Annotated in this window: 24 protein-coding genes, 1 pseudogene and 1 riboswitch; of the genes and pseudogenes, 8 read left to right on the forward strand and 17 right to left on the reverse strand. The window is 40.2% G+C overall.

Annotation, left to right across the window (positions count from 1 at the left end; all coding sequences use genetic code 11):
• The first annotated feature begins 191 nt into the window (after positions 1 to 191).
• Positions 192 to 1,097, forward strand: coding sequence for an alpha/beta fold hydrolase (locus HMPREF2805_RS08345; protein WP_075232137.1), 906 nt, complete (start codon positions 192 to 194; stop codon positions 1,095 to 1,097).
• Between the two features lie 119 nt (positions 1,098 to 1,216).
• Here HMPREF2805_RS08345 and pheT read toward each other — a convergent pair whose 3' ends face one another.
• The 11 genes from pheT to HMPREF2805_RS08400 all read right to left on the reverse strand — a co-directional run bounded on the left by pheT (position 1,217) and on the right by HMPREF2805_RS08400 (position 12,850).
• A complete protein-coding gene (gene pheT, locus HMPREF2805_RS08350) occupies positions 1,217 to 3,622 on the reverse strand; it encodes a phenylalanine--tRNA ligase subunit beta (protein WP_075232138.1) in 2,406 nt (801 codons plus the stop codon).
• Positions 3,623 to 3,751: 129 nt separating this feature from the next.
• The gene (gene pheS / locus HMPREF2805_RS08355) at positions 3,752 to 4,798 is read right to left on the reverse strand and encodes a phenylalanine--tRNA ligase subunit alpha (RefSeq protein ID WP_075232228.1); all 1,047 of its coding nucleotides are present in this window, start codon (positions 4,796 to 4,798) and stop codon (positions 3,752 to 3,754) included.
• A 276-nt stretch (positions 4,799 to 5,074) separates the two neighbouring features.
• Positions 5,075 to 5,791: an LD-carboxypeptidase LdcB/DacB gene (gene ldcB / locus HMPREF2805_RS08360; RefSeq protein WP_075232139.1), complete on the reverse strand. Its 717-nt coding sequence runs from the start codon at positions 5,789 to 5,791 to the stop codon at positions 5,075 to 5,077.
• A gap of 11 nt (positions 5,792 to 5,802) precedes the next feature.
• Positions 5,803 to 6,264: an HIT family protein gene (locus HMPREF2805_RS08365; protein WP_075232140.1), complete on the reverse strand. Its 462-nt coding sequence runs from the start codon at positions 6,262 to 6,264 to the stop codon at positions 5,803 to 5,805.
• A 53-nt stretch (positions 6,265 to 6,317) separates the two neighbouring features.
• Positions 6,318 to 7,274: a hypothetical protein gene (locus tag HMPREF2805_RS08370; RefSeq protein ID WP_075232141.1), complete on the reverse strand. Its 957-nt coding sequence runs from the start codon at positions 7,272 to 7,274 to the stop codon at positions 6,318 to 6,320.
• A gap of 17 nt (positions 7,275 to 7,291) precedes the next feature.
• A complete protein-coding gene (locus HMPREF2805_RS08375; RefSeq protein ID WP_075232142.1) occupies positions 7,292 to 8,329 on the reverse strand; it encodes a M42 family metallopeptidase in 1,038 nt (345 codons plus the stop codon).
• Positions 8,330 to 8,425: 96 nt separating this feature from the next.
• Positions 8,426 to 9,751: a branched-chain amino acid transport system II carrier protein gene (gene brnQ, locus HMPREF2805_RS08380; protein WP_075232143.1), complete on the reverse strand. Its 1,326-nt coding sequence runs from the start codon at positions 9,749 to 9,751 to the stop codon at positions 8,426 to 8,428.
• Positions 9,752 to 9,915: 164 nt separating this feature from the next.
• Entirely contained in the window at positions 9,916 to 10,197 is a 282-nt protein-coding gene (locus tag HMPREF2805_RS08385; RefSeq protein WP_075232144.1) for a rhodanese-like domain-containing protein, read from the reverse strand.
• Entirely contained in the window at positions 10,194 to 10,784 is a 591-nt protein-coding gene (locus tag HMPREF2805_RS08390) for a uracil-DNA glycosylase family protein (protein WP_075232145.1), read from the reverse strand. Before HMPREF2805_RS08390 ends, HMPREF2805_RS08385 begins: the two co-directional genes overlap by 4 nt.
• 50 nt (positions 10,785 to 10,834) lie before the next feature.
• On the reverse strand, positions 10,835 to 12,235 hold the full coding sequence (gene pepV, locus HMPREF2805_RS08395) for a dipeptidase PepV (RefSeq protein ID WP_075232146.1): 1,401 nt from the start codon (positions 12,233 to 12,235) through the stop codon (positions 10,835 to 10,837).
• Positions 12,236 to 12,244: 9 nt separating this feature from the next.
• Positions 12,245 to 12,850, reverse strand: a complete 606-nt coding sequence (locus tag HMPREF2805_RS08400) for a nitroreductase family protein (protein WP_075232147.1) — start codon at positions 12,848 to 12,850, stop codon at positions 12,245 to 12,247.
• Positions 12,851 to 13,070: 220 nt separating this feature from the next.
• Between HMPREF2805_RS08400 and HMPREF2805_RS08405 the strand changes: the two are divergent.
• Positions 13,071 to 13,839 (forward strand): annotated as a pseudogene (locus HMPREF2805_RS08405) (amino acid ABC transporter substrate-binding protein).
• 64 nt (positions 13,840 to 13,903) lie between these two features.
• Here HMPREF2805_RS08405 and HMPREF2805_RS08410 read toward each other — a convergent pair.
• The gene (locus HMPREF2805_RS08410) at positions 13,904 to 14,737 is read right to left on the reverse strand and encodes a metallophosphoesterase family protein (RefSeq protein ID WP_075232148.1); all 834 of its coding nucleotides are present in this window, start codon (positions 14,735 to 14,737) and stop codon (positions 13,904 to 13,906) included.
• 208 nt (positions 14,738 to 14,945) lie between these two features.
• On the opposite strand from HMPREF2805_RS08410, the gene HMPREF2805_RS08415 reads away from it, so the two are divergent.
• From HMPREF2805_RS08415 to HMPREF2805_RS08440, 6 genes are read left to right on the forward strand one after another with little or no spacing between them, the layout of a single operon-like run.
• Positions 14,946 to 15,140 carry a helix-turn-helix transcriptional regulator gene (locus tag HMPREF2805_RS08415; protein WP_006152985.1) on the forward strand — a complete coding sequence of 65 codons (195 nt, stop codon included), beginning with the start codon at positions 14,946 to 14,948 and terminating at the stop codon, positions 15,138 to 15,140.
• Positions 15,141 to 15,154: 14 nt separating this feature from the next.
• The gene (locus HMPREF2805_RS08420; RefSeq protein WP_075232149.1) at positions 15,155 to 15,697 is read left to right on the forward strand and encodes a DUF3278 domain-containing protein; all 543 of its coding nucleotides are present in this window, start codon (positions 15,155 to 15,157) and stop codon (positions 15,695 to 15,697) included.
• Positions 15,698 to 15,707: 10 nt separating this feature from the next.
• Positions 15,708 to 16,043, forward strand: coding sequence for a hypothetical protein (locus HMPREF2805_RS08425; RefSeq protein ID WP_075232150.1), 336 nt, complete (start codon positions 15,708 to 15,710; stop codon positions 16,041 to 16,043).
• Positions 16,044 to 16,069: 26 nt separating this feature from the next.
• Positions 16,070 to 16,612 (forward strand): DUF3278 domain-containing protein, encoded by a 543-nt coding sequence (locus HMPREF2805_RS08430; RefSeq protein ID WP_075232151.1) that lies wholly within the window; start codon positions 16,070 to 16,072, stop codon positions 16,610 to 16,612.
• Between the two features lie 10 nt (positions 16,613 to 16,622).
• On the forward strand, positions 16,623 to 16,964 hold the full coding sequence (locus HMPREF2805_RS08435) for a hypothetical protein (protein WP_075232152.1): 342 nt from the start codon (positions 16,623 to 16,625) through the stop codon (positions 16,962 to 16,964).
• Positions 16,965 to 16,976: 12 nt separating this feature from the next.
• Entirely contained in the window at positions 16,977 to 17,516 is a 540-nt protein-coding gene (locus HMPREF2805_RS08440; RefSeq protein WP_075232153.1) for a DUF3278 domain-containing protein, read from the forward strand.
• Positions 17,517 to 17,590: 74 nt separating this feature from the next.
• Here HMPREF2805_RS08440 and HMPREF2805_RS08445 read toward each other — a convergent pair whose 3' ends face one another.
• From HMPREF2805_RS08445 to HMPREF2805_RS08465, 5 genes are all read right to left on the reverse strand, one after another.
• The gene (locus HMPREF2805_RS08445) at positions 17,591 to 18,487 is read right to left on the reverse strand and encodes a TDT family transporter (RefSeq protein ID WP_075232154.1); all 897 of its coding nucleotides are present in this window, start codon (positions 18,485 to 18,487) and stop codon (positions 17,591 to 17,593) included.
• Between the two features lie 108 nt (positions 18,488 to 18,595).
• On the reverse strand, positions 18,596 to 19,660 hold the full coding sequence (locus tag HMPREF2805_RS08450; protein ID WP_075232155.1) for an acyl-CoA dehydrogenase family protein: 1,065 nt from the start codon (positions 19,658 to 19,660) through the stop codon (positions 18,596 to 18,598).
• Between the two features lie 14 nt (positions 19,661 to 19,674).
• Complete coding sequence (locus HMPREF2805_RS08455) at positions 19,675 to 20,223, reverse strand: carboxymuconolactone decarboxylase family protein (RefSeq protein WP_045763587.1); 549 nt, start codon at positions 20,221 to 20,223, stop codon at positions 19,675 to 19,677.
• 225 nt (positions 20,224 to 20,448) lie between these two features.
• On the reverse strand, positions 20,449 to 21,627 hold the full coding sequence (locus tag HMPREF2805_RS08460) for a ryptide export MFS transporter (protein WP_075232156.1): 1,179 nt from the start codon (positions 21,625 to 21,627) through the stop codon (positions 20,449 to 20,451).
• Positions 21,628 to 22,065: 438 nt separating this feature from the next.
• The gene (locus HMPREF2805_RS08465) at positions 22,066 to 23,388 is read right to left on the reverse strand and encodes an alanine/glycine:cation symporter family protein (protein ID WP_075232157.1); all 1,323 of its coding nucleotides are present in this window, start codon (positions 23,386 to 23,388) and stop codon (positions 22,066 to 22,068) included.
• Between the two features lie 90 nt (positions 23,389 to 23,478).
• Positions 23,479 to 23,567: riboswitch (glycine riboswitch) on the reverse strand.
• Positions 23,568 to 23,875: the final 308 nt, after the last annotated feature.

Raw genomic sequence — 23,875 nt, forward strand, 5'->3', positions numbered from 1 at the left:
TTTTGTCCTCCAGATTTTAAGTGATAAATTTATTATACTCATTTCTTGATAAATCCGTTGGCTATGTCCTCAAATGTTCATTTTCAGTCCTGAATTGTTACTACTAATCTTCATCATTCAGCCTAGCTTATTGTACTCTTTTATGGTATATTTTTGATAGACTATAGATTATCATAAGCAAGGAATCTGATATGAAAAAAAGACTTAAACTCGAACCAAACAACAATAACTTAATCATTTGGGAAGCTGAACAGCCAAAAGCCGTTCTTCAGCTTGTACATGGAATGGTAGAGTACGTGGAACGATATGAGGAATTTGCTCTAGCCATGAATAAAGAAGGCTTTACTGTTATCGGCCATGATCATCTCGGCCATGGTTATACTGCTCAAAATCCAAGTCAACTCGGAGTATTTCCTGAATCTCCCGAGGAACTCATCAATGATATTGAAAGAGTGACCTCCTTCATTCAAGAAAGCTATCCAGGATTTCCAATCATCCTTCTAGGGCATTCTATGGGGTCTCTTATGTGTCGCTATTATGTAGCTAAACGAAAACCACCTATCAATGCCTTAATTATCATGGCGACTGGTCAACAACCTCAGTTTCTAACTCGATTTGCTCTCATCCTAACAGAATGCATCCGACTTATAAAAGGGAATAAACACCGTAGTAAACTCCTGACCTATCTATCAACTGATAGTTTTAACCGTAGTATTAAGAATCCTAAAACATCTGTCGATTGGCTCTCAAAAAATGAAGAATCCAACCTAGCTTATCTGAAGGATCCTTTCTGTCAATTCATACCTACGATTCCCATGTACAGATCTATTTTTTACTTCTCAAATCAAGTAGCTAGTAAACAAGTGATAGATGAGATTCCAACCCAACTCCCAATTCTCGTGATTTCGGGACAAGAAGACCCTCTAGGTGAAAATGGCAAAGGTATAGAGAGATTTGTAAAACTCCTAAAGGCTTCACATTCGAAAGTAAGCCTTCGATTAGTTGAAGAGGCTCGTCACGAAATTCTAAACGAGAATAATCGAAACGATACCTATCACTTCATAGCTGATTGGATGACAAAAAATACCGATGTCTGATCATCTTGTAACAGTATTAAAAAGGAGTTGTTCCCCCGTCAATTTGATTCAATCATCAGGCTAAAGCTTGATGATTTTTTCTACTAAAAAATCCATCCCTAGGGATGGATTGAAAATTTTTAACGCACTTCTGCATTCACTTTTTCTTCGAGTGATGCTTGGATTTTTTCCATGTAGCGTGCGACTTCTTCGTCAGTCAAGCTATCTTCTGGATTTTGGAAGGTCAAGCTATAAGCCATTGACTTCATACCTAGTCCCAATTTTTCGCCTGAGAAAACGTCAAAGAGTTTGATATCTGTCAATCGTTTCACGCCTGCAGCCTGGATAGCATCTACAACTTCTTGGTGAGTGACTTCTGCCTTGAGGAGAAGGGCGATATCACGGCTCACCGCTGGGAATTTAGTGATTTCCACAAATGGAGCGGCTGGTTGAAGAGCTGTCTCAATAGCTGAAAGGTTGAGCTCTGCTACATAAGTTTCTGGAATATCGTAAGCCTTGGCTGTAACAGGATGTACTTGACCGAGGAAACCAAGGACTTGGTCACCGAGTGAGATCAAGGCTGTACGTCCTGGGTGAAGACTAGCAATTTCAGAAGTTGCTGTATAAGTCACTTCAAGACCCAAGCGAGCAAAGAGAGCTTCCAAAATTCCCTTAGCATAGAAGAAGTCAACAGGAACTGCCGCTGTTTGGAAGTCTTTCTCAGCGACTAAGCCAGTCAAGGCAAAGGCAAAGCTGTTAATTTCATTTGGCAATTCTTCTTTTGGATTACCAGTTTGCTCGAAAACTTTTCCAATCTCATAAAGAGCCAAGTTTTTATTCTTACGTGCTACGTTGTAGGCAACTGTATCCAAAATACCTGAAACCATATTTTGACGGAGAACTGAACGGTCCACAGTCATTGGCCACATCAATTCTGTCAAATGACTTGGCTGAATCGTAAATTCAACCGCTTTTTCAGGAGTTGTAAGAGCATAAGTGATGATTTCTGTCAATCCAGCACCTTCAGCAATGGTACGAACCTGACGACGAAGTTTTTGTGTCGCAGTCAATTCACCAGCTGTCCCATCGTCTTTTGGAAGACTGGTTGGCAAGCGATCATAGCCATAGATACGAGCGATTTCTTCAAAGAGGTCAGCTTCGATAGTGATATCCCAACGACGACGGGGAACACTAACAGTGAAGGCTTCTGCATTTCCAGAAAGACCGAAGCCAAGACGACGGAAGACATCTTCAACATCAGCAAATGAAAGCTCTGTACCGAGGACACGGTTGACGTCAGCAAGAGTTGAAGAAACTTCCACATCAGAAGTATCAAGCTCACCCGCTGAAACGATACCTTTACGCACCGTCGCACCAGCAAGTTCGGCAATCATGCTAGCTGCCGCATCAAGGGCTTCATTAACAGTTGCCACATTGATCCCTTTTTCAAAGCGTGAAGATGATTCAGAGCGTAGGTTGAGACGACCACTTGTCTTACGGATAGATTTGCCATTGAAGACAGCAGCTTCAAGAACAACACGAGTAGACTTTTCAGAGATTTCTGTAGCCTGACCACCCATAACACCTGCAAGGGCTACTGGTTTGTCAGCAACAGTAATCACTAAGTCAGTTGTTTCCAACTCACGCTCTTCGCCATCCAAGGTCACTAATTTTTCACCAGCACGCGCCTCACGCACACGGATGTCATTTCCTTCAAAAGTATCCAAGTCAAAGGCATGCATAGGTTGACCAAAGTAAAGCAGGATATAGTTGGTCACGTCAACGACATTGTTAATCGGACGGATGCCTTCGTTCATGAGGAGGTTTTGCAACCATTGTGGACTTGGTGCGATAGTCACATTGTCCAAGATACGAGCGGCATAGTAAGGCGCCTTGTCTGTATCAATGCCTACAGAAAGTGCATCTGTAGCGGCTTCGTTTGTTTCTGTTAGAGTAAATTCTTTAAAGTTGACCGCCTTGTCATAGATGGCTGCCACTTCGTGAGCTACCCCACGCATAGAAAGAGCGTCTGCACGGTTTGGCGTGATGGAAAGTTCGATGATTTCATCATCCAAGTCTAGGTAAGAGAATACTTCCTCACCTGGAACGGCATCTTCTGGCAAGATTTGGATGCCATCTGCGAATTCCTTAGGCACAACGGAGTCAGAAACGCCCAATTCGCCAAGCGAACAGATCATCCCAAGAGACTCTAAACCACGGATTTTCCCTTTTTTGATCTTGTAATTGTCAGCGATGCGAGCTCCTGGAAGAGCCACCATAACCTTGATACCAGCACACACATTCGGTGCACCACAGACGATTTGGCGGGCTTCTTCTTCGCCAACGTTAACCTGACAAACATGGAGGTGAGTTTCTGGCACATCTTCGCAGGACAAGATCTCACCGACGACAATTTTTGAGAGACCAGCAGCAGGTGAGTCGACACCCTCTACCTCGATCCCTGTAGTTGACATTTTTTCAGCCAACTCCTGTGATGGCACATCAATGTCCACCAATTCTTTTAACCATTTATAAGATACAAGCATAATTCTGATTGTAAGGTTCCACCAAGTGTGACCTTTTCAATTCCTTTCTTTTTCTTCGAGTCAGTCCTTGCCATTCTCATCTAGAGAAAATGACTAGAACTGTATAGGACTATGTTTCAGGTTTCAACCTTATTTAAACTGTTCTGAGAAGCGGACATCTCCTTGGTAGAATCCACGGATATCGTTGATTCCGTAACGGAGCATGGCTACACGCTCTTGACCAAGACCAAAGGCAAATCCAGAGTAAACAGTCGCATCGATACCACTCATTTCAAGGACACGTGGGTGAACCATACCTGCACCCATAATTTCGATCCAACCTGTTTTCTTACATACGTTACAGCCTTCTCCACCACACTTAAAACAAGAAACATCCACCTCAACAGATGGCTCTGTGAATGGGAAGTAGGATGGACGCAGACGGATTTGACGCTCTTCACCGAACATTTTTTGCACAATCAACTGAAGGGTTCCTTGAAGGTCTGCCATAGAGATATTTTTCCCAACAACCAAGCCTTCGATTTGATGAAACTGGTGACTGTGGGTCGCATCGTCCGTATCACGACGGAAAACACGCCCTGGCGAGATCATCTTCAAAGGACCTTTTGAAAAATCATGTGCATCCATGGCACGCGCCTGAACAGGAGACGTGTGAGTACGAAGTAAGATTTCTTCTGTGATGTAGAAAGTATCCTGCATATCACGAGCTGGGTGGTCTTTCGGAAGGTTCATACGCTCAAAGTTGTAGTAGTCTTGCTCCACTTCAAATCCATCCACAACTTGGTAACCCATACCGATAAAGATATCTTCGATTTCTTCACTAGTTTGTGTTAAAACGTGACGGTGACCAGTCGCAACTGGACGACCTGGAAGTGTCACATCAATGCTCTCGCTAGCTAATTGTGCAGCGACTTTCTTTTCTTCCAATAGTTTAGCTGTTTCTTCAAAAGCAGCTGTCAAGACATCACGAGCCTCATTTACGTATTTTCCGATAACTGGTCGCATTTCTGCAGAAACATCTTTCATTCCTTTAAGGATTTCAGTCAGTGATCCTTTTTTACCAAGGACTGAGACACGCAATTCTTGCATCTCTTTTTCATTTTCAGCAGTAATCTGCTTCAAGCTAGCTAGCGTTTCTTCACGAAGCGCTTTTAATTGTTCTTCAATAGTTGACATAATTCCTCCATCAGTCTCTCGTAGATAAAAAGAAAACCACATGCCAAAAACTCCACTCGGAGCGTTGACACGCGGTACCATCCGTTTTCATCTGACAAGTCAGACCTTTATTTCTGAATCCATAGGCAAGTGAATTCACCCAGCTTTCATATAGAGAGCTTTCAGTCACGGCTCTCCTCCCTGATATACTTCCCCTGAGATACTAGTCTTGCAGATTCCTATTTAATTATTATTCATTTTATCAAATTTTAAGTAATCTTGCAAGGTGTTTTGCGACTAATCAACATAGTCTCCACCTTCAAAGCCATAATACTCCTCCAAACTGAGACCACTTGCTGCAATTTCTTTGGCTTCTTTTCCGACGTAGCGCAAATGCCATTCTTCAGCCATATATCCTGTTTCTTTTTCCTTACCTTTAAGATAACGAACGACGAAGCCATAGTCTGCAGCATGATCCAAGAGCCATTGGGCTGCTTTTTCTTCTGTCACTAAGTCTCCATCTGTGCCGATAAGGTCGAAAGCAAGACCAGTTTGGTGTTCACTATATCCAGGTCGTGCAGAATAGCGGTCAGCCTCTGCCTTTCCGTCTTGATTGACATAATCTTGATACAATTTAACCTGAGTCTCATAACTTCTAAATCCACTATAGTGGTCGCTGATTGGGAAACCTGCTTGCTGCATAGCTGCAATAAGTTTCAACAGTTCTGCCTTAGCGGTAGGATTTTCTCCTGGATTATAATCTTTAGATAAGGGATAGTGTTTATTAGCGATAACAATTTCATCGTACTTGCCTTGAATACTATAGTAATCTCCCTTATTGACCACTTCTGCCTTTTTGGGGCTCGCTTCCTGAGATTTACTTCCCGCGGTTCCTTCTTGGACAGTTGATTGCTCTGAAGAACTTTTTGCGTCAGAAGTTGCTGGTTTTTCTTGCGAACAAGCTGCCAATGTTAGGGCTAGTAGTCCAGACAAGATAAGGTATCTTTTTTTCATGATTTATCCTTTCATATGATAACTTTATCCAATGCAACAGATAAAGTTTGAATTAAGTTTTCTAATTGTTTCGGTTGCGCTTGGCAATCTTCTGCTGCCATTTCTTCCCAAGGAACCCACCAGACTGGACCACGCCCATTAAGACCGTGTCCTTTCATATCACCCTTTCGTCTCGGAAAAATATGCCAGTGGACATGGGCATCTCCATTTCCCAGCAACTCTATATTCATCTTTTGAGCAGAGAAGGCTTTAGAGACAGCTTCCTGAACCATACTCATTTCCTCTAAAAAACGAAGTTTAACACTTGGATCTAGATGATGTAGTTCTGTGACATGTTCCTTTGCTAAAAACAGAGTGTAACCTTCAAAATACTGGTGGTCACCAATGACAACATATCCTGTTTCCAGTTCTTTTACAAAGTAGGGATTGTCACCAGTCTTGATGAGTTCAATTCGTTGACAGATGAGGCACATAAGTTTCTCCTTTCAACTCTAAAAGAGGGGGATTAAGGTCAAAGAGTCGGTGTTTATAGGTCATCATTTCCCTCCCTCTTATCTTTGTGAAATAAATTCTTAATCTTATTAAAAAATGGAATAACTCTAAAATTATTTATAAAGCGTCTCTTACTTAACTCAGGTCCCTGTAGCTTCCTATATTCTTCGATATAAATTGTAGACACTTTACCAATTTCACTTCCCCCGAAAATAAAAGCTTTTGAAATTACTTCACCAACAATTAGAAGTAGTGAACCCATTCCACCAAGGAAAGCAATAAAAGAATTATTAAATAAATAATACGCTGTCCAAGCATCAACTCCGGCAATAAAGAAAGAGAGCAATGTAATGCCTATTTCAGGGTTTCTATCATCGCTTTCATTAACACTCAATTCTGGGAGTAAAAAAATTAAAATCACTACAACAAGTAGCCAAAAAATCAAAGACGAAGAAAGTAAGGTAGGTTGTTCGATAAAACTCTTATACCCAGAGTATATGAAAAATAGCTGAAGTAATAACATCGCATACTGAAATAAATTAAACCATATTTTAGCTGAATTTATGAGCGGAATATTATTTTCTACTTTAATATCTAGTAATCGTTTAGAAATTTGTATCCGATGAGCTAGTTCTTTTAAATCTTCTATTTGAAGTATTTGAGAAGCAAGTTTTTTCTCTATAATTTCTATTTGATACCACACATATCCATCATCTTCTATCCACTGATATTTTCCAAAAGTTTTTATTTTTCGTCCATACGGATTAATCTTTTGAGAAATTTTAAAAAGTAGTTTTTCTAGATCTGGATTAGTAATTCCTTTATCGACCAGTTCATCAGCATAAACAACTAGTTCTTTAAAGTTTTCTTGTTTATTTTCATACACATACTTACGATAGTCCTCTTTTTTCTTTTGAAAATAAGCATACAAACTCGAAATCAACCCTGTTATTATAGCAGGCGTTGCTATTTGTTTCAGTATTTCATACATAGTACTTTATCGACTCTTCAGTCCACCAACTCACTCTTGAGATAAGCGTCCACCATACGCTCAGTAGCCACTACAGAATCAATATGAGTACGTTCGTATGAGTGGCTTGACTCAATACCTGCTCCTAGAAGAGCGTGCTTAACCTCTGCTCCAGCTGACATCGCTGCAGAAGCATCAGAACCGTAAAATGGATAGATATCTAGTTTGAATGGAATGTCTTGCTCTTTTGCGAGAGCTACCAAGTGTTGACGGAATTCATAGTGGTAAGGACCAGAAGCATCTTTAACACAGATAGATACTGTGTACTCGTCTGTCTGCTGATCATCTCCCATTGCTCCCATATCCACAGCAAGATACTCAACAACTTGACTAGGGATGCTTGAGTTAGCACCGTGCCCCACTTCTTCAAAGACTGAAAAAGCAAAATGCGTAGTAACAGGAAGTTCAATCCCTTTTTCTTTGTATACTTTGAGGAGATTAAGGAGAATAGCTGCGCTGACCTTGTCATCCAAATGACGAGACTTGATAAAGCCTGTCTCAGTCACGACAGTTCGTGGGTCAAAGCTGATAAAATCACCAACCTCGATACCGAGTGCGCGTGTTTCTTTTTCATTAGTCACTTTTTCATCCAAACGAACTTCCATATTGTCCTGTGTACGTTCAGCTGTTCCTGCATCTTTGTAAACGTGACAAGAAGTTTGGTGGATCAAAATCGTACCTGAAACAGTTTTCCCTGTACTAGCTACATGGACCGTACAGTTTTCGCCTTCAATCATGTTCCAAGGATAGCCACCGATACGATCCATCTTGAGACGACCATCTGGTTTAACAGCGCGAACGATAGCTCCCAAGGTATCCACATGGGCAGTCACATAGCGCTGCTGCTCGTCATTTTTACCTTTAATGGTAACATTCACTCCACCTTTAGCAGTACGGATAGGTTGATAGCCTAGTTTTTCAAGCGTCTCAACTAAATAATTCGTAATTTCACGCGTAAAACCTGTTGGTGACGCAATAGCAGTTAGTTCTTTGATATATTCTACAGTTTGATTCATTTCTTCACCTCTTTTGCTACCTATTATAACACATTTATCATCGGATAAAAAAGAAAATCACTCCTGTAGACTTAGCTACAAAAGTGATTTTAGTGATTATTCCATTTCAAAAGCTTCACTTTCTTGTTTATTTGGAAGAACAAGAGAAAGTAGAATACCAATAATAGCTGGTACCAACCATGGCAGAGAAGCCTCCGCAAATGGTAGAGCGTTCACGATATTTGCAAGGATCTCAACTTTAAAAGTAGAGCCTAAAACACTTGCAATAGCAATGGCTGTGACAATACCAACAGTTAATTGCATTCCTGGTTTTGAAAGAGCAACAAACTTGTTCACAATCACAATCATGACAATGTCAATCGTAATTGGGTACAAAATAACGAGAACTGGTACAGAGTACTTAATAATAGCACTCAAACCAAGATTTGCAATAGCAAAACCAATCAAGGTAAAGACTGTTGCATAAACCTTGTAGCTGACTTGTGGGAAACGTCCGTTAAAGAACTCGGCAGTTGATACAATCAACCCTACAGTCGTTGTAAAGCAAGTAACGGTTACCATAGCTGCAAGGAAAAGCTGAGCAGTAGAACCAAAGATTTCTTGCGTTGCTTGAGACAAGATATAAACTCCGGGAGTTCCACTCTTCATTGCTTCTTCTGTTACTGGGAAATGATTGCCCAAGAAACCTAGACCGATGTAGAGAGCACTAAATCCGAGTGCTACAACAATTCCAACTACCCAAATGGTTGAAATGTACTCTTTCTTACTTGAAAAACCAAGTTGTTTCAAGGTTTGTACTGCAATAACACTGAAGGCAACCGATGCAAGCGCATCAAGTGTATTGTATCCTTCAAGGAAACCTGCACCAAAGGCTGAAGCTTGATAAGCGCCTGAAGCTGCTTGTGGTGCATTCCCACCATACTTGAAAGCTCCAAGGATAACCAGAATAACAATTAAGATGGCAAAAACTGGAGTCAAGATTCGACCGATACGATCCAAGATTTTTGAAGGATTCAGCGAGATTAGGTAGGCAGCTACAAAGTAAAGAATGGTGAAGACAATCAAACCTAAACCTTTATCTGCTTGATCCAAGAGTGGACTAATACCAACTTCAAACGATGTCGTTGCTGTACGAGGGATGGCAAAGAATGGGCCAATCGACAAGTACAAAACTGCAAGATAAATCGTCGCAAACCATGGAGAAATTTTCTTAGAAATTTCATAGATATACCCCTTAGGATTAAGGGTACCAATGATCAAGGTTAGGACGGCAATCCCAACACCCGAAAATACAAATCCTGCAATGGCAGGGAGAAAGTTTTCTCCAGACTGTGCGCCTAGAGTTGGAGGGAAAATCAAGTTACCTGCTCCAAAAAATATTCCAAACAGGAGTAATCCTGTTAAAGCACCTTTTTTAGCCATAAACTCTCCTTATAAAAAATAAAATACTTTCTTAGTATAACATGATTAAAGGCTTGAAAAGGCTATCTCGAAATAATTTTAAAATGTTTTCAATTTTCTGATTTTTAGAGCAAATAAACTCCCTTTAAAACCTTTCTTATTTTCGGTCTCAAAGGGAGATTTTCTTATTCTAAGGCATCCATGCCACCTTGGACATTGATAACCTCATATCCTTGTTCTGCTAAAAATTGACAAGCGCGTGCTGAACGCATTCCTGACTTACAGATCACGTAGTAAGGCTGGGTTTTATCTAGTTGCTCATAAGTATCTGCCAGTTGACTCAGAGGGGAATTAAGAGCACCTTCTAAATGAAGAGCCTCAAATTCCTCTACTTCTCTCACATCCAATACAGAAAGCGACTCTCTCTGATAAAGCTGATAAAAATCGTCAAAAGTAATTTCGTTCATTCTTTTTCTCCTAAAATAATTTTAATTCTTTTTTTCAAATCTGGAACCACTTCTTCCTCAAACCAAGGATTTTTTTTCATCCAAATTTGATTACGTGGTGATGGGTGTACGAGAGGGAAATAATCTGGCAAATAATCTTTAAACCGATGAACACGATCTGTTACCTTTTCACTGACTTTCTCATGCAGATAGTAAGCCTGAGCATACTGCCCAATCAAGAGCGTCAATTGAATATCTGGTAATTCCTTCAAGAGTTCTGGATGCCATTTTTCTGCAAAACCTGGACGAGGTGGTAGGTCACCCGATTTCCCATGACCTGGAAAGTAGAAATCCATGGGCATGACTGCAAAGTAACCTGAATTGTAAAAGGTGTCTTCATCCACACCTAGCCACTCGCGCAGGCGGTCACCACTTTTATCCTTCCAGTATAGTCCTGCTTCCTGGGTTTTGAGACCTGGCGCCTGCCCAATGATATTGATACGAGCAGTCTTTGGAGCCGCAAAGAGTGGCTCGATGCCTTGCTCAGTATAGCTGGCATTCTGGGGATCAGCCATAATAGCTTGCTTGATTCTTTCAATTTGAGACATTTTCTCCTCCAAAAAGAAGTCTAAGCATTAAATCTCAGACTTCTAGATCATTATTTGATCAATTCATAGATAGCTTCAGCGTAGATGGCTGCTGCACGGAAGAGATCATCCAAGGCGATAAATTCGTTGGCTTGGTGCATAGTATCGATAGAATCTGGGAACATAGCACCGTAAGCGACACCACGCTCTAACAAACGTCCAAATGTTCCACCACCGATGACTTGTTCGTGACCTTTAAGACCTGTTTGTTTTTCATAAACATCCAACAAGGTTTGGACAAGCGGATCTTCCATTGGCACATAGTGAGGAGTGTGACCTTGTTCAGAAAGGCTAACTGAAGCAACTGGCAAGGTTTCAAGAACTGACTTGATTTGCTCTGGGCTTGTTCCTTTTGGATAACGGAAGTTAAGGGCAATAGTATTGTCAGCACTTGATTCGTCGAAGCGGAAAACACCCGCATTCATAGAAAGGGCACCCATCTTTTCATCCACATGAGCTACTTTCAAGTTCTTGCCTTCGTGGTCGTTCAAAAGAATCTTACCAGCAATGTCAAGGTAGTCTTTTGCAGGTCCTTCAAAAGCAAATTGGCTGAGGAAGAGGGCAAGATAAGTTGCACCATTGATACCTGAAGCAGGCATAGCACCGTGAGCTGATTTACCAATTACAGTCACCTCGTACTGACCGTTCTCTTCTTGGATTTCTCCTCTGAGTTTGTGCTCTGCAACGAAAGCGTCTAGTTTCCCTTGCAAGTCTGCTAAGTCACCTGAAATGACTGCTGTTGCTGATTCTGGAACCATGTTTTCACGCAATCCACCTGTAAAGCTGTGAAGACGAGCTGCACCAGTATTTTCACCAGCAAAGTGAAGGTATTCTGTGATGTTTCCTTTTTCACCATTGATGATAGGGAATTCAGCATCTGGAGAGAAGCCAAAGTCTGGTTTTGCAAGTCCTACATGCTCAAAGTAGTAGTCCATATCTGCCCAACCTGATTCTTCGTCTGTTCCCACGATGAAACGAACTTTTTTAGAAGTTGGAAGACCCAATTCTTTGATGATTTTCAAACCATAGTAACATGCTATAGTAGGACCCTTATCGTCAGAAGCACCACGCGCATAAAGACGACCATCTTTGATAGTTGGAGTGTAAGGGTCAGTGTCCCAACCGCTACCTGCTGGCACTACGTCCATGTGGGCAAAGATTCCGAGAACTTCTTCTCCTTCACCAAACTCAAAATGTCCTGCATAATTGTCGACATTTTTTGTTGGGTAGCCATCACGGTCTGCGATTTCAAGGAATTTTTCCAAGGCTTTTACTGGCCCAGGTCCAAATGGATGCTGAGCATCAGCCTTGTTGTCATCACGTTCTGAGTTGATTTCCAAAAGGCTAAACAAGTCAGCCAAGAGGTCTTCTTTACGTTTTTCTACTTCTGCTGTAAAATCAATAACTGTCATTTTTTCTTCCTATCTTTTTTCGATAATTTCATCTACTGGCAAGCGGTAGCTTGGTTCCAACTTCTCATCTGTGTAACCCACTGTGATCAAAAGTTCTGGACGGAAACGTTCTTCGATTTCCAAGACTTCATTGGCTTTTGATTTGTCAAAACCAAGGATAATGTTTGATCCGATTCCTTGGTCAGTCAGTGCAAGGACCAAGTTCATAGCTACTAGCCCTGCATTAAGAGCCAAGTAGTCACTAACTTGTTGGTCGCTGTAACGCGCAAACTCAGCTGGAAGATTTTTCAAAAAGTACTGAAGTTGCTCTTCTGAGAAATTGTTGGCACCACCAGTACGGGCAATCTTGCGAGCACGTTTAGCTAAGTCTGTATCTGTAAACAAGGCAATGGTTACAGGTGCAGAGGCTACTTGCTCAAAGTTTGAACCGTAAGCCAATTTTGCTAGTTCAGCATTTTTCTCACGAACCACGACGAATTTCCAAGGCTGGCTGTTGTGGGCACTTGGTGCCAAGGTTGCGATTTCAATAGCTGTACGAACATCCTTGGGATCGACAGGTTTATCAATAAAATGCTTGGTCGCATGACGTTTTTTATTTAACTCAAGAAATTTCATAATTGATTTCCTTTTCTATTTCTATTACTTCCATTTTACCACATTCTGAAAGAGCTTGCAGAGTTTTTTCATTAGTGAAACAAATTATCTTTTTTCTTACTTGAATTGTTTATTACAAAACTGGAAATTATAATATTTCTCTATCACCTCCATAAAAAATATATATTGGATATCTGATTAATTGTCTGGTAAGCTAGACACCATTATCTTATGATTAGCCATTAGTCCCTTGTTGGTCGCCTGTTGACAATCCAAACAAGATAGCTACTTCCACTAAAACCATTGTTGTAGCAACTGCTGGAGACATCCCACCTTTTGATTTTGAAAAAGATGGTAATTTGACCGGATATGATGTTGAGGTTTTAAAAACAGTCGATGAAAAACTTAACCAATACAAGATTGAATTTCAAAAAACAGCTTGGGAAAGTATCTTCCCTGGAGTGGATGCCGGCCGTTACCAAGCTGCTGCCAACAACTTGAGCTATACCAAAGAGAGAGCCGACAAATATCTATACTCCCTACCTATCGCTAAAAATCCTTTGGCTCTCGTGAGCAGAAAAGACAAGGCTCTTACCTCTATTCAAGACATCGCTGGTAAAACAACCCAGGATGATACTGGAACTTCTACTGCCAAGGTTGTTACCGACTGGAATCAAAGCCACTCCGACAATCCTGCTACCATCCAATACTCTGGTGAGGATGTCGCTAAACGCCTGACTGATCTCGCCAATGGTGAATTTGATTTCCTAATCTTTGATAAAATTTCGGTTCAAAAAATTATCCAAGACCGAGGTTTAGACTTAAACGTAGTCGACTTGGAGAGCAATGATAATCCAAACAACTACATCATCTTTTCAAGTGACCAAAAAGAATTTTAAGAGCAATTTGACAATGTTCTCAAAGAACTCTACCAAGATGGAACCCTTGAAAAACTCAGCAAAACCTATCTCGGTGGTTCTTACCTACCAGATCAGTCTCAATTACAATAAGATATATTAAAAACGATTGGCTAGTCCAATCGTTTTATTTAGTATTTGTTTGTTAAAGCAACTCTTACAAAAAATCAAAATAATTCTTCACATCCTCCACATAGCCATATTTTTCATTTAGGCTAGCAAGTAATTCCCTATTATGTCCTTGATAGTTGTCCTCACGTCGTAATTCTTCATACATTTCGATAAAAGGAAGGCCTTTGGTCTTGGCTGATTCTAGCTCTGCTTCATAATCATAGGCGACCTTACGAAATTGGATATTGACCAATTCACCATTTTCAACCTCAAGTAAGGCATACTGGGCTCGATGGTTTTTTAGCCCTTCCCAATCAAAATAAGGCATACCAATCGAACCTGGATTGAGGATTTGTTGGCCTTGACTACCATAACGTAGGAGCTGTTTATGGACATGACCATAGACGGCTACATCAGTAGTTTCATCAAGTAGCTGGTCAAATTTTTCAGTATTATTTTCAACCAGTAAATCTCTACCATAGTTTTTCTCAGGCAAATTATGAGAAAGTGAGAAGCGCAAGCCTTCGATTTCTTTCTTGGCTATCATCGGTAGCTTTCTCAACCAATCAATATGCTCTGGGTTTATGCGCTCCATCAGATACTGAGTCATCCTGAGAAACTGAATTTCTTCGGGATCTTCTAGACCATAGTGCCCGCCTAAAGCCTCTAACACACAATCATCCCAGTTCCCTCGAACGGATGCTGTAAGGGGAAGGTCTTTCAAAAGAGCCACCAAGTCAGTTGCTCCCGGACCAGGAAGAAAAATATCTCCCAAAAGCCAATATTCAGTCGCTCCCAAATTTTTAGCATCCTCAAGCACTCCAGCTAAGGCTGTCGTGTTGCCATGAATGTCTGATAAAATTGCAATCTTATGGTTCATTTTCTGCTCTTTCTTTATTGGATAGCATTCAGGGTATCCAAATAACTCTTATTTTTCTTCATTATAGCATAAAATCGCTAGAAGATTTTCACATAGAAATATTATCACCAAGATTCTTTTAAAAATATGTCAAAAATAGTTGACATTATGTTCTTAAAAGAATATACTATAGTCAAATATATGTGACATAAACTAAAAAGGAGGAAGCATGAATCGCGTAAAAGAATTCCGCAAGGAACTGGGAAAGTCCCAACTCGAACTTGCCAAGGATATTGGTGTCTCGAGACAAACCATCAACATGATTGAGAACGACAAGTATAATCCTACCTTGGAACTTTGTCTCAATCTCGCTCGAAGCCTCCAAACTGACCTCAACAGTCTCTTTTGGGAGGACGATTTTTAAAAAGGAGAAGAAAAATGAAAAAAGAAACCTTCACTGAAAAGCTCATCAAACGCACTTACGGTATTTCTGATCCACTGGACGAATACAAACGGCGCGAAGCTGACCGCATCGGAAATAAAGTCTTTATGATTCTCTTTTATCTGATGATTTTCGGCAATCTTATTCCGCTTGTTCTGGCCTATCAATTTCCTCAACTAGTGGCTCTAGTCTATCCTCCTCTGATTTTAGTGATTGCCCTCATCGCTGCTGGCTATGTCACCTACCAAATGCAAAAAACAGGGATTACAACTATTGAACCAGATATGTTAAATGAGAAAGAAAATAAGCAACTACACTACCCTGGTCTTAAAGCGGGTTTATTCTTTGGCCTATGGATGTTTTTTATAACCCCTCTTCTCCATATAATTACTGGTGAAGGTCAGGACTATTTCCACTCTCTTCTCACTATAAGAAATGGCTTAGCAAGCATTTTCGGTTCTATATTCTTCGGAGCGAGCATACAGTTCCTCATCTCCCGTCGCATTGCAAGAGCTAAAAAAGAGCAGGATAAGGATTAGGAGGTACCCTATGAAATCACTAGTAACTTTACTTACCTATCATCTTTTGTTTGCTTCACTGCTCATCTTCATCATCGTTTCAGGGAACTTGCCCATCTACGATACAGTCCTTGTTCTTGTCTTTGTTCCAGCACTCAACAAAGGACTGACTTATCTAAAGATAGATTCCCAAAAAACGCGCATACTCAACTTAGCACTATTCTTTATGATTCTATCCTTTCTATCCTTACCACAACTGACGCTCATCTCAAGCAATTGGAAATATTATATACTGCTAACTATCGCTATCCTTTCTTCTATCACTTATCTTTATTATCTCTATCAATTCGTAAAAGAAACAAAATAACATCGTTCATTTAGGAGAAATTACCCATGAAAAAAGAACCCCTCTATGAAAAACTAATCAAACGTATCTATGGCGTTTCAGGCCCCCTTGATGAACACAAACGACGCGAGGCTGACCACATCGGGAATAAAGTCTTTATGGTTCTCTTTTACCTCATGACTTTAGGTAATCTCATCCCCTTTGTCCTTGCTTATAAATATCCCCAAATGGTCGCTTTCGGATATCCAATCATTATTTTTCTGGTTTCCTTGTTTTGTGCTTTCTATGTCACTACTCAAACTAAAAAAACTGGTATTGCTGCTATCGATCCTGATATGTTGAGCCAGAAGGAAAAGAAACAGTTACGTAATCCTGGCCTTAAAGCTGGACTTTTCTATGGAGTCTTTATGTTCTTTGGCATACCACTTCTCAATATCCTAATGGATGATAGCAAAAGCTATCTTACCGCTCTTTTGAATACAAGAAGTATCTTGTCAACCATCGTTGCAGCCTTCTTTTTCGGATTAACAGTGCATATTGTCGTCACTCTTCGCATTCAAAAAGCTAGAGAAGATCAAGACGACGATTAGGAGGAAACTTATGAAATCACTAGTAACTTTAATTCTCAGCCATATTTTGATCAGTATCTTTATGACAGTTTTCCTAGTTTATGGCCAAATTACGCGTCCTTTTCTGATCATCTTCCTCTTAGCCATTCCTGTCTTGAACAAAGGACAAAGATTTCAGAAAATCAAATCAAAAAAAAGACGCCTCTTAAACGCATCTCTCTGCTTTATCCTCGTATCTCTCCCACAACTGATAACGAGTTCTATGGATTGGAGATATCTACTATTTCTAACCATCTGTATCGTTTTTAGTCTAGTCTACTTCTATACTCTCTATCAACTCTTTAAAGAAGTTAATCAAAAACAATGTTATTAAGAGGCCCCTACCATGAAAAAAGAAGACTTAACAACTCGCTTAGTTCGAAATTTCTTTCATATCCAAGGACCCTTTGATGAATGCCGTCAAGAGGTCATCTATAAGGCTTGCGCCCGTTCCATGGTCCAAATCTTTTACTCTTCCTTCATTCTCTTCCTATTCTATATTTTGTTCGGACGCTTTATAGAAATCGTTCGAAATGTTATGCCCTATCTCTACTTCTTGATGATTTTTGCCCTCAGTCTCAAGGCAAGATATTCTACTAGAGGGCTCCACTTAGAAGATGATGATCAATCCGAGATTCCACAAATCACTTACAGCAAGCAGCAAATCAAGTTAAGAAGTTGGTTAGTTGGAACTAGCATCCCAACTCTCTACTTATTTATCCTATTTTCCAAAAAAGTAATCCTTGAAAATCACTCGATTACAGATTTCTTTTTGCAGTTTCTAGAACTAAAAATGATCGCACTTTTCCTACTACTAGGACTTGGAGTAGGATCAATCTTCGGTACTATGACTTATTATTTTTTATCCGAACATGAAGAACAGTAGGTATAAGCTGAACTAATTGATTATGTTTATTGTCGACAACAACCCCCTAACACTTCTCAGTGCTAGGGGCTTTTTTAGTTCCTTAAATACCGCATATATTCTACTAATACATAGACAAGGATTGTTAAACAAATGATCGTTTCCAGCCAAACGAGGAGGTTAAGGACTGGAAACTGCAGAATGCCTTGGGCCATTTTCAATGAAGTTGCTGTGATGATAGTTGGGAAGGTTAGGGCTGAAAAAGCTGGTTGAAATCCCTGTTTTAAAATATTTGGCAAGCGACTGAGGACAAAGAAAAAGAAAGTTTGTGAAGCAAGAATCATGACTAGCAAAATCCAGACATGAAGAGCTGAACCTCCGATCCGAACGAGTGCTGCTAACAGTAGAGAAAAGGGAGCACAATAGATTCCTTCTTGCCCCAGTAAAGCCCGTGGCAATGGATTACTTTTCAAATCTTGATAAATCAGAGGATAAAGGAAAAGGGTTAAGGTAAAGCCAAAAATCCAAGCACCATAGGCAATCTCGACTATGCCCACCACTGGGTAGGTCAAGCTTGCTACTGCTATTCCCACATAAAGAACTGTCCAACTTGGCGTTGCGCTCGTTCTTGGTTTAGTCTGCACATAATTTTTAGTGAAGTAGATGATTAAACCTACATCCAGTAGAAAGGCAAACCACCAAAGAGCTTGCACTATGATACTCATACTCGCAGGTAAGATTCGCAGTAAGTAGGTTGATAAAATCATCCCTGCCATGGGAAAAGTCGCCATTCCCGATAATAGAGGAGCTTTCTTAAGTTCTTGCTGGATTTCTTGCCAATCACTAAGATGACTGTATAAAAAATAAAACCATAAAATCAAGCCTGACAAACTAAAGATGTGCGATAATAGTGGAAAAATATCCAGGATGAGATTGCCTGCTCCAGCCAATCCCAATAAACACCCTGAAAAGGCCAAGGGGAGTTTTTTCATATGAACCTCCAATAGTCATGTTATTATCAGTATAGCATAAAAGCGCTTAAATGAAGTATTAAAAAACGAAGTTTAAAAAGATAAACCTCGTTTTTATTTTCTTTATTTTTAGTTTGTCGCTAAAATATGTCGCAATTGCACAGCACTAGGAGAAACAATTGGCAAAAATGCGCCTTCATTCCAACGACGTATGAAACCGGATGTCGATTTACTAAAGTATCCTCTACCGCCACCAGCTTGTAGTTCTAATAAGAGACTTTGGGCAACAACATCAACAATATCAATCCGTAACTGGAATAGCTCACGCGGATTTTTAACGAAATAGGACTCTTCAGATAGTCCTTGATAGAGAGAATGCCGAATATCATCTAACTGTTCGACCTGATGTTGCCACTCTTCCTTCAAGACACCTCGTTTCCCCAATTCTTTTTCGACTTCTGAGAGTGAACGTTCAGCCAAACCAAAAGCTAGGCCAAATTGGTAGCCTAAAAAAGCTGGACGATTTTGCGCTAAAAATTGATGAGCATCCTTGGATAGAATCCACTCTTCCTTTAAAGGAACCTTGTTGAAAGTCAGAGCTGCCGTATTTCCTCCTTGGAGAGAGACAAATTCCAAATCTTCGGAACGACTAAAGTTTTCTGCGTCCGATGGTACGGCTACTACATAACTTGTACTCGGATCATCTGCAAATCCTGCTACAAAAATAGTGAGGAAGCGATCCCTACGAGCATTGGTTACCCAAGGAAGTCGTCCTTTAAGATAATAATTTCCCTTTTCTTCAAGGATACGAACATTTAGTTCCTCTAAGTCAGATAGATACTTGACCGCATTAGACAAAGCCGTAGCACCTGCATATTCTCCTGATAAGAGTTTTTCCAAGTAAACTTCTTTGAAATAAGCATTATCAGTATGAAGAATATTGTCTATTAAAGTTCGTTGCCCCCATGAGATAAAGGAAGCTGTTAAGGAATGTTGAGCGAGTTCAGCAAGGATATCAATAACATCTTGATCATTTCCACCTAGCCCTCCAAGAACTTTGGGAACCCCTACACGAAAGGCGCCTTCTGCAGCAATTTTCTCAATTAGTTCTTCTCCAGCTTGACATGATTTTTTGTCAATTTCATCAGCGTGCTGGTCTAACCAGCTTAAAAATTCTTCTGAAAAAAATCCCATACTTTGTCCTCCTCTTATGCATAAGGTTGTAATTCTGGATTAATCGGTGTGTTAGCTAGATTGTTAGCATAGTTACAAAGACTTGCTAGACTGACACCGAGAACAACATCCAAGGCATTTTCTTGCGTATAACCAGCTTCAAGGAATTCTCCAAGAGCTTCATCTCCTACGCGCCCTTTGGTATTGATGACTGCCAAGGTAAACTTAGCTAGGGTATCCAGCTTAGGATCGCTTTCGATTGGGGTACGATTGCGAAGGGCTTGAAGAAGGTCATCATTCATTTGGATTTGCTTGATAGAAAAGGCTGTATGTCCAGCTACACAGAAGGCACAACCATTAGTTACGGCTGCAGTGATTTGTACCACTTCGCGCTCTACAGGTGTTAGACTATTGCGACGGTTAATAGCTCCAACAGTTCGGTAAGCTTCTAGGGCTGTTGGGGCATTGGCCAAAAGACCGATAAGATTTGGAATATAGCCATTGTTATCCTTTTGTACCGTTTCAAGAACTTCTTTAACTTCTGCTGGTGCTGATTCTACTGTGTGGATAGTAAATGTTGTCATAAGAGGACCTCTTTTCGTTTTGTAATTGAATGGTTTCTGCGAAAATCTTACGAAATCTCATCAGCCTATTGAACAAATTCTTGCCTTGATTGATGACTCATTAGCTTTTCGTTGACAATAAGTCTAACACAGAATCTATACCTTGCATAATATATATTTTAAATTGCACTGATAAAAAATTTTTATGAAAACAAAAAAATCACACCAGATGTGTGATCATAACTGTTAATTTATCTGATGCTTGTTTCTTAAAACTAAGATGGACTCTACTAGCAAACAGAATATAGCCAAGCCAAAGCCAATAAATACACCAAAATATTCTGTGATGGAACTCATTAGAAAAACAGAGACAGAAAAGGCCAATGTAGAGACAACTTCGATAACGGAGTAAACATTCACAAGTTCCTTCTCATCAACCGATTCCTGTAAAAATACGCTCTCAGGAACTTCCTTAATCTGAGATAGAAAACCAATTACTAGAGATAGGAATAGAAAAGCAGGTGGATTTGGAAATAACACTATCAACAGAGTTACTAGTGCTGTCGCTAACAAAGAAAAGGTCATAGTTTGATATTTATAGGTAACAACTTTATCTGCTAGACGGAAGACAATAGCACCTCCCAAGATAATCCCAAAGGAATAGGATGTATTGACATAGCCCCAATAGCTTTCTGACCGATGTAAAATCTCAGTCACAAACACAAGTAAAACTGAAGATACCCAGATAGCATTGGCTAAAATTTCTAAAAGATTGGCTTGGACAATAAAGCCTAATCTTGATTCTTTAGCCACCAATCGCCAACCTTTTGTTAACGTCTCAACATTCGTTTCTGAGGACAACTCTTCTTTTTCTACAAGTGGCAAACCAAACATCAAAATCGTCGAAATTGTAAACAAAACTAACACAATGAGCAGACTAGGATTCATTCCCAGACTCGCAAATAAGAAGCCTCCTAAGCCCCAACCAACGAGTTGCACACTTTCTCCACTCATAGAAATAGCTGCGTTCGCTTTAGCTAAATCACTTGCATAGCGTGGAACAATCGCATAGGAAACAGGCGCTGCAAAACCATCCAAAATGGAGATAAAAGTGACAATAGCATATAAAAGAGGGAGGGAAATAGTTTCAGATTGCTTGAGTAGAAAAAGTAAAATCGCTAGCAGAATCGTCTTACCCAATTGAGTCAAGAAAAGAACACGATTTAAAGCTAGTCTCTTCGTTACTAATGGAACTAAGAAACTGGCTAAAAAGGAGGATAGACCAATCAGAATTGGCACTAGGGAGGTTGAAATAACCGAACCAGATAAGACAAACACATTTGCAATCACAACAACTCTAAAAAAGACATCTGCTAGATTCGCTATTCCTTGTGAAATCACTAATTTTTGAATATCTTTTGACATAAACACCTCCAGTTTATTTCTCTTTCGCATATAGATGGAGCAAAACATATCAGAACAAAAACAGATTTATGCTGACTATTATACAATAAATAAAAGTGCAAATAAAGGATATCATAAAAGATGTACTCTTGAATTTCATTCATCTTATGACATAATACTCTTCGAAAATCTCTTCAAACCGCGTCAACGTCGCCTTGCCGTATATATGTGACTGACTTCATCAGTTTCATCTGCAACCTCAAAACAGTGTTTTGAGCTGACTTCGTCAGTTCTATCCACAACCTCAAAGCAGTGCTTTGAGCAACCTGCGGCTAGTTTCCTAGTTTGCTCTTTGATTTTCATTGAGTATAAAATAAAAGACTAGCCCTAGTAGTGAAAAAACTAGCATCTCACAAACAGATGCTAGTCTTATCTATAAATGGTAATATCAATCTTACATTATTTATCAAAATACTTCTTAGTCTCAGCAATAACAACTGGCGACAAGGCTAAGAGTGCAATCAAGTTTGGCAGTGCCATGAGGGCATTGACAATATCTGCGATAATCCAGACCATATCCAACTCAATAAATCCTCCCAGCAAGACCATGAGCACAAAAACCACACGGTAGAGCCAGATGAAGCGAACCCCAAAGAGAAACTCAAAACAACGCTCTCCGTAGTAGTTCCAACCCAAAATCGTAGTAAAGGCAAAAAGTACCAAGAAGATTGTTAGAAGAGCAGGTCCAAAGAAAGAGAAGACTGTAGAAAAAGCTGACTGAGTCAAAGCAACACCATTCAAATCACCGCTCCAGACACCAGTCACCAAGATGGTCAAACCAGTCAATGTACAGATAATCAAGGTATCAATAAAGGTACCTGTCATGGAAATCAAACCCTGCTCCACCGGTTCGTTGGTCTTAGCTGCCGCAGCCGCAATGGGAGCTGAACCCAATCCCGACTCGTTTGAGAAGACACCACGCGCCACACCATTTTGAATAGCAGTTCGGATACTGGCTCCTGCAAAGCCTCCTACTGCAGCCACTGGACTAAAAGCTGATGTAAAGACCAAGGCCAGAGTTGCAGGGAGTTTCTCGATATTAAAGAAGATGACGGTAAGAGTTCCCAAGATATAGACAATGGCCATAAAAGGAACAACGGTGGTTGAAACCTTAGAAATGGACTTGAGTCCACCAAAGACCGCAATCCCAACAAATATAGAAAGGACTATAGCAGTAATGGTCGGTGACAAGTTGGTTGTATTTTGTATAGACTCTGTGATGGAGTTGACCTGAGTAAAGGTACCAATACCTAAGAGAGCTACCAAAACACCTGCCAAGGCAAAGAGCATCGCCAAGGGGCGCCACCTTTCTCCCATACCTAGAAGGATATAATGCATAGGACCACCTGCAACCGCCCCATTATCATCCTTACTTCTGTATTTGATAGCAAGGAGACCTTCGGCATACTTGGTCGCCATTCCAAAAAAAGCTGCTATCCACATCCAGAAGAGGGCACCAGGACCTCCCACCTTGATGGCTGTTGCCACCCCGATGATATTTCCTGTACCAACAGTCGCCGCCAAGGCCGTACATAAGGCTGCAAAGCTAGATACATCTCCCTGCCCCTTGTCTTTAGCAAAAATCAGCTGAAAGGCTTTTGGTAAACGGAAAATTTGTAAGAGTCCTAGACGAATAGTCAAGTAAATTCCTGTACCGACCAATAAGATTAAAAGGGGTGGTCCCCATACAAAAGCGTCTATTTCTTTTAGAAAATTTAACATGCATTTCTCCTATCTAATCAACTCCAAAAGAAAGAGTACATGCTAGAAACATGTACTCTGGAATGCATCGATAAATGCCAAAAAGCGCTCTATCATTGCTCTGTCCTTTTACCTGAGAGTTTGAGCAGTTGCCTGCCTTGCCCCTTCGGTGCCTTTACGGTCTCTCCAGAGTTCCGTCCATTTACAGTCATGAAAAATCAAACGATTTTCCACTTCTATTAAACTTCATTCGGTGTTGTATTTAATTTTTCTTATTTTACAAGAAAATTCAGCTCTTGTCAATTATTTTCAGAAAATTTTATTCATATTTTTATTATTTTAGCTTTACAAAAAATTTCAATTACAGTATAGCACAGGAGGTGATTTTTTGCGCTTTTTACTGTTTTTATTCATTCTAAGATTGCAGGGATCGAACCTGTGACATAGGCTTTACGAGTGCTTTGCTCTACCAACTGATACTCAATGAAAATCAAAAAGCAAACTAGGA

Source organism: Streptococcus sp. HMSC034E03, assembly GCF_001811505.1.
Classification (GTDB): domain Bacteria; phylum Bacillota; class Bacilli; order Lactobacillales; family Streptococcaceae; genus Streptococcus.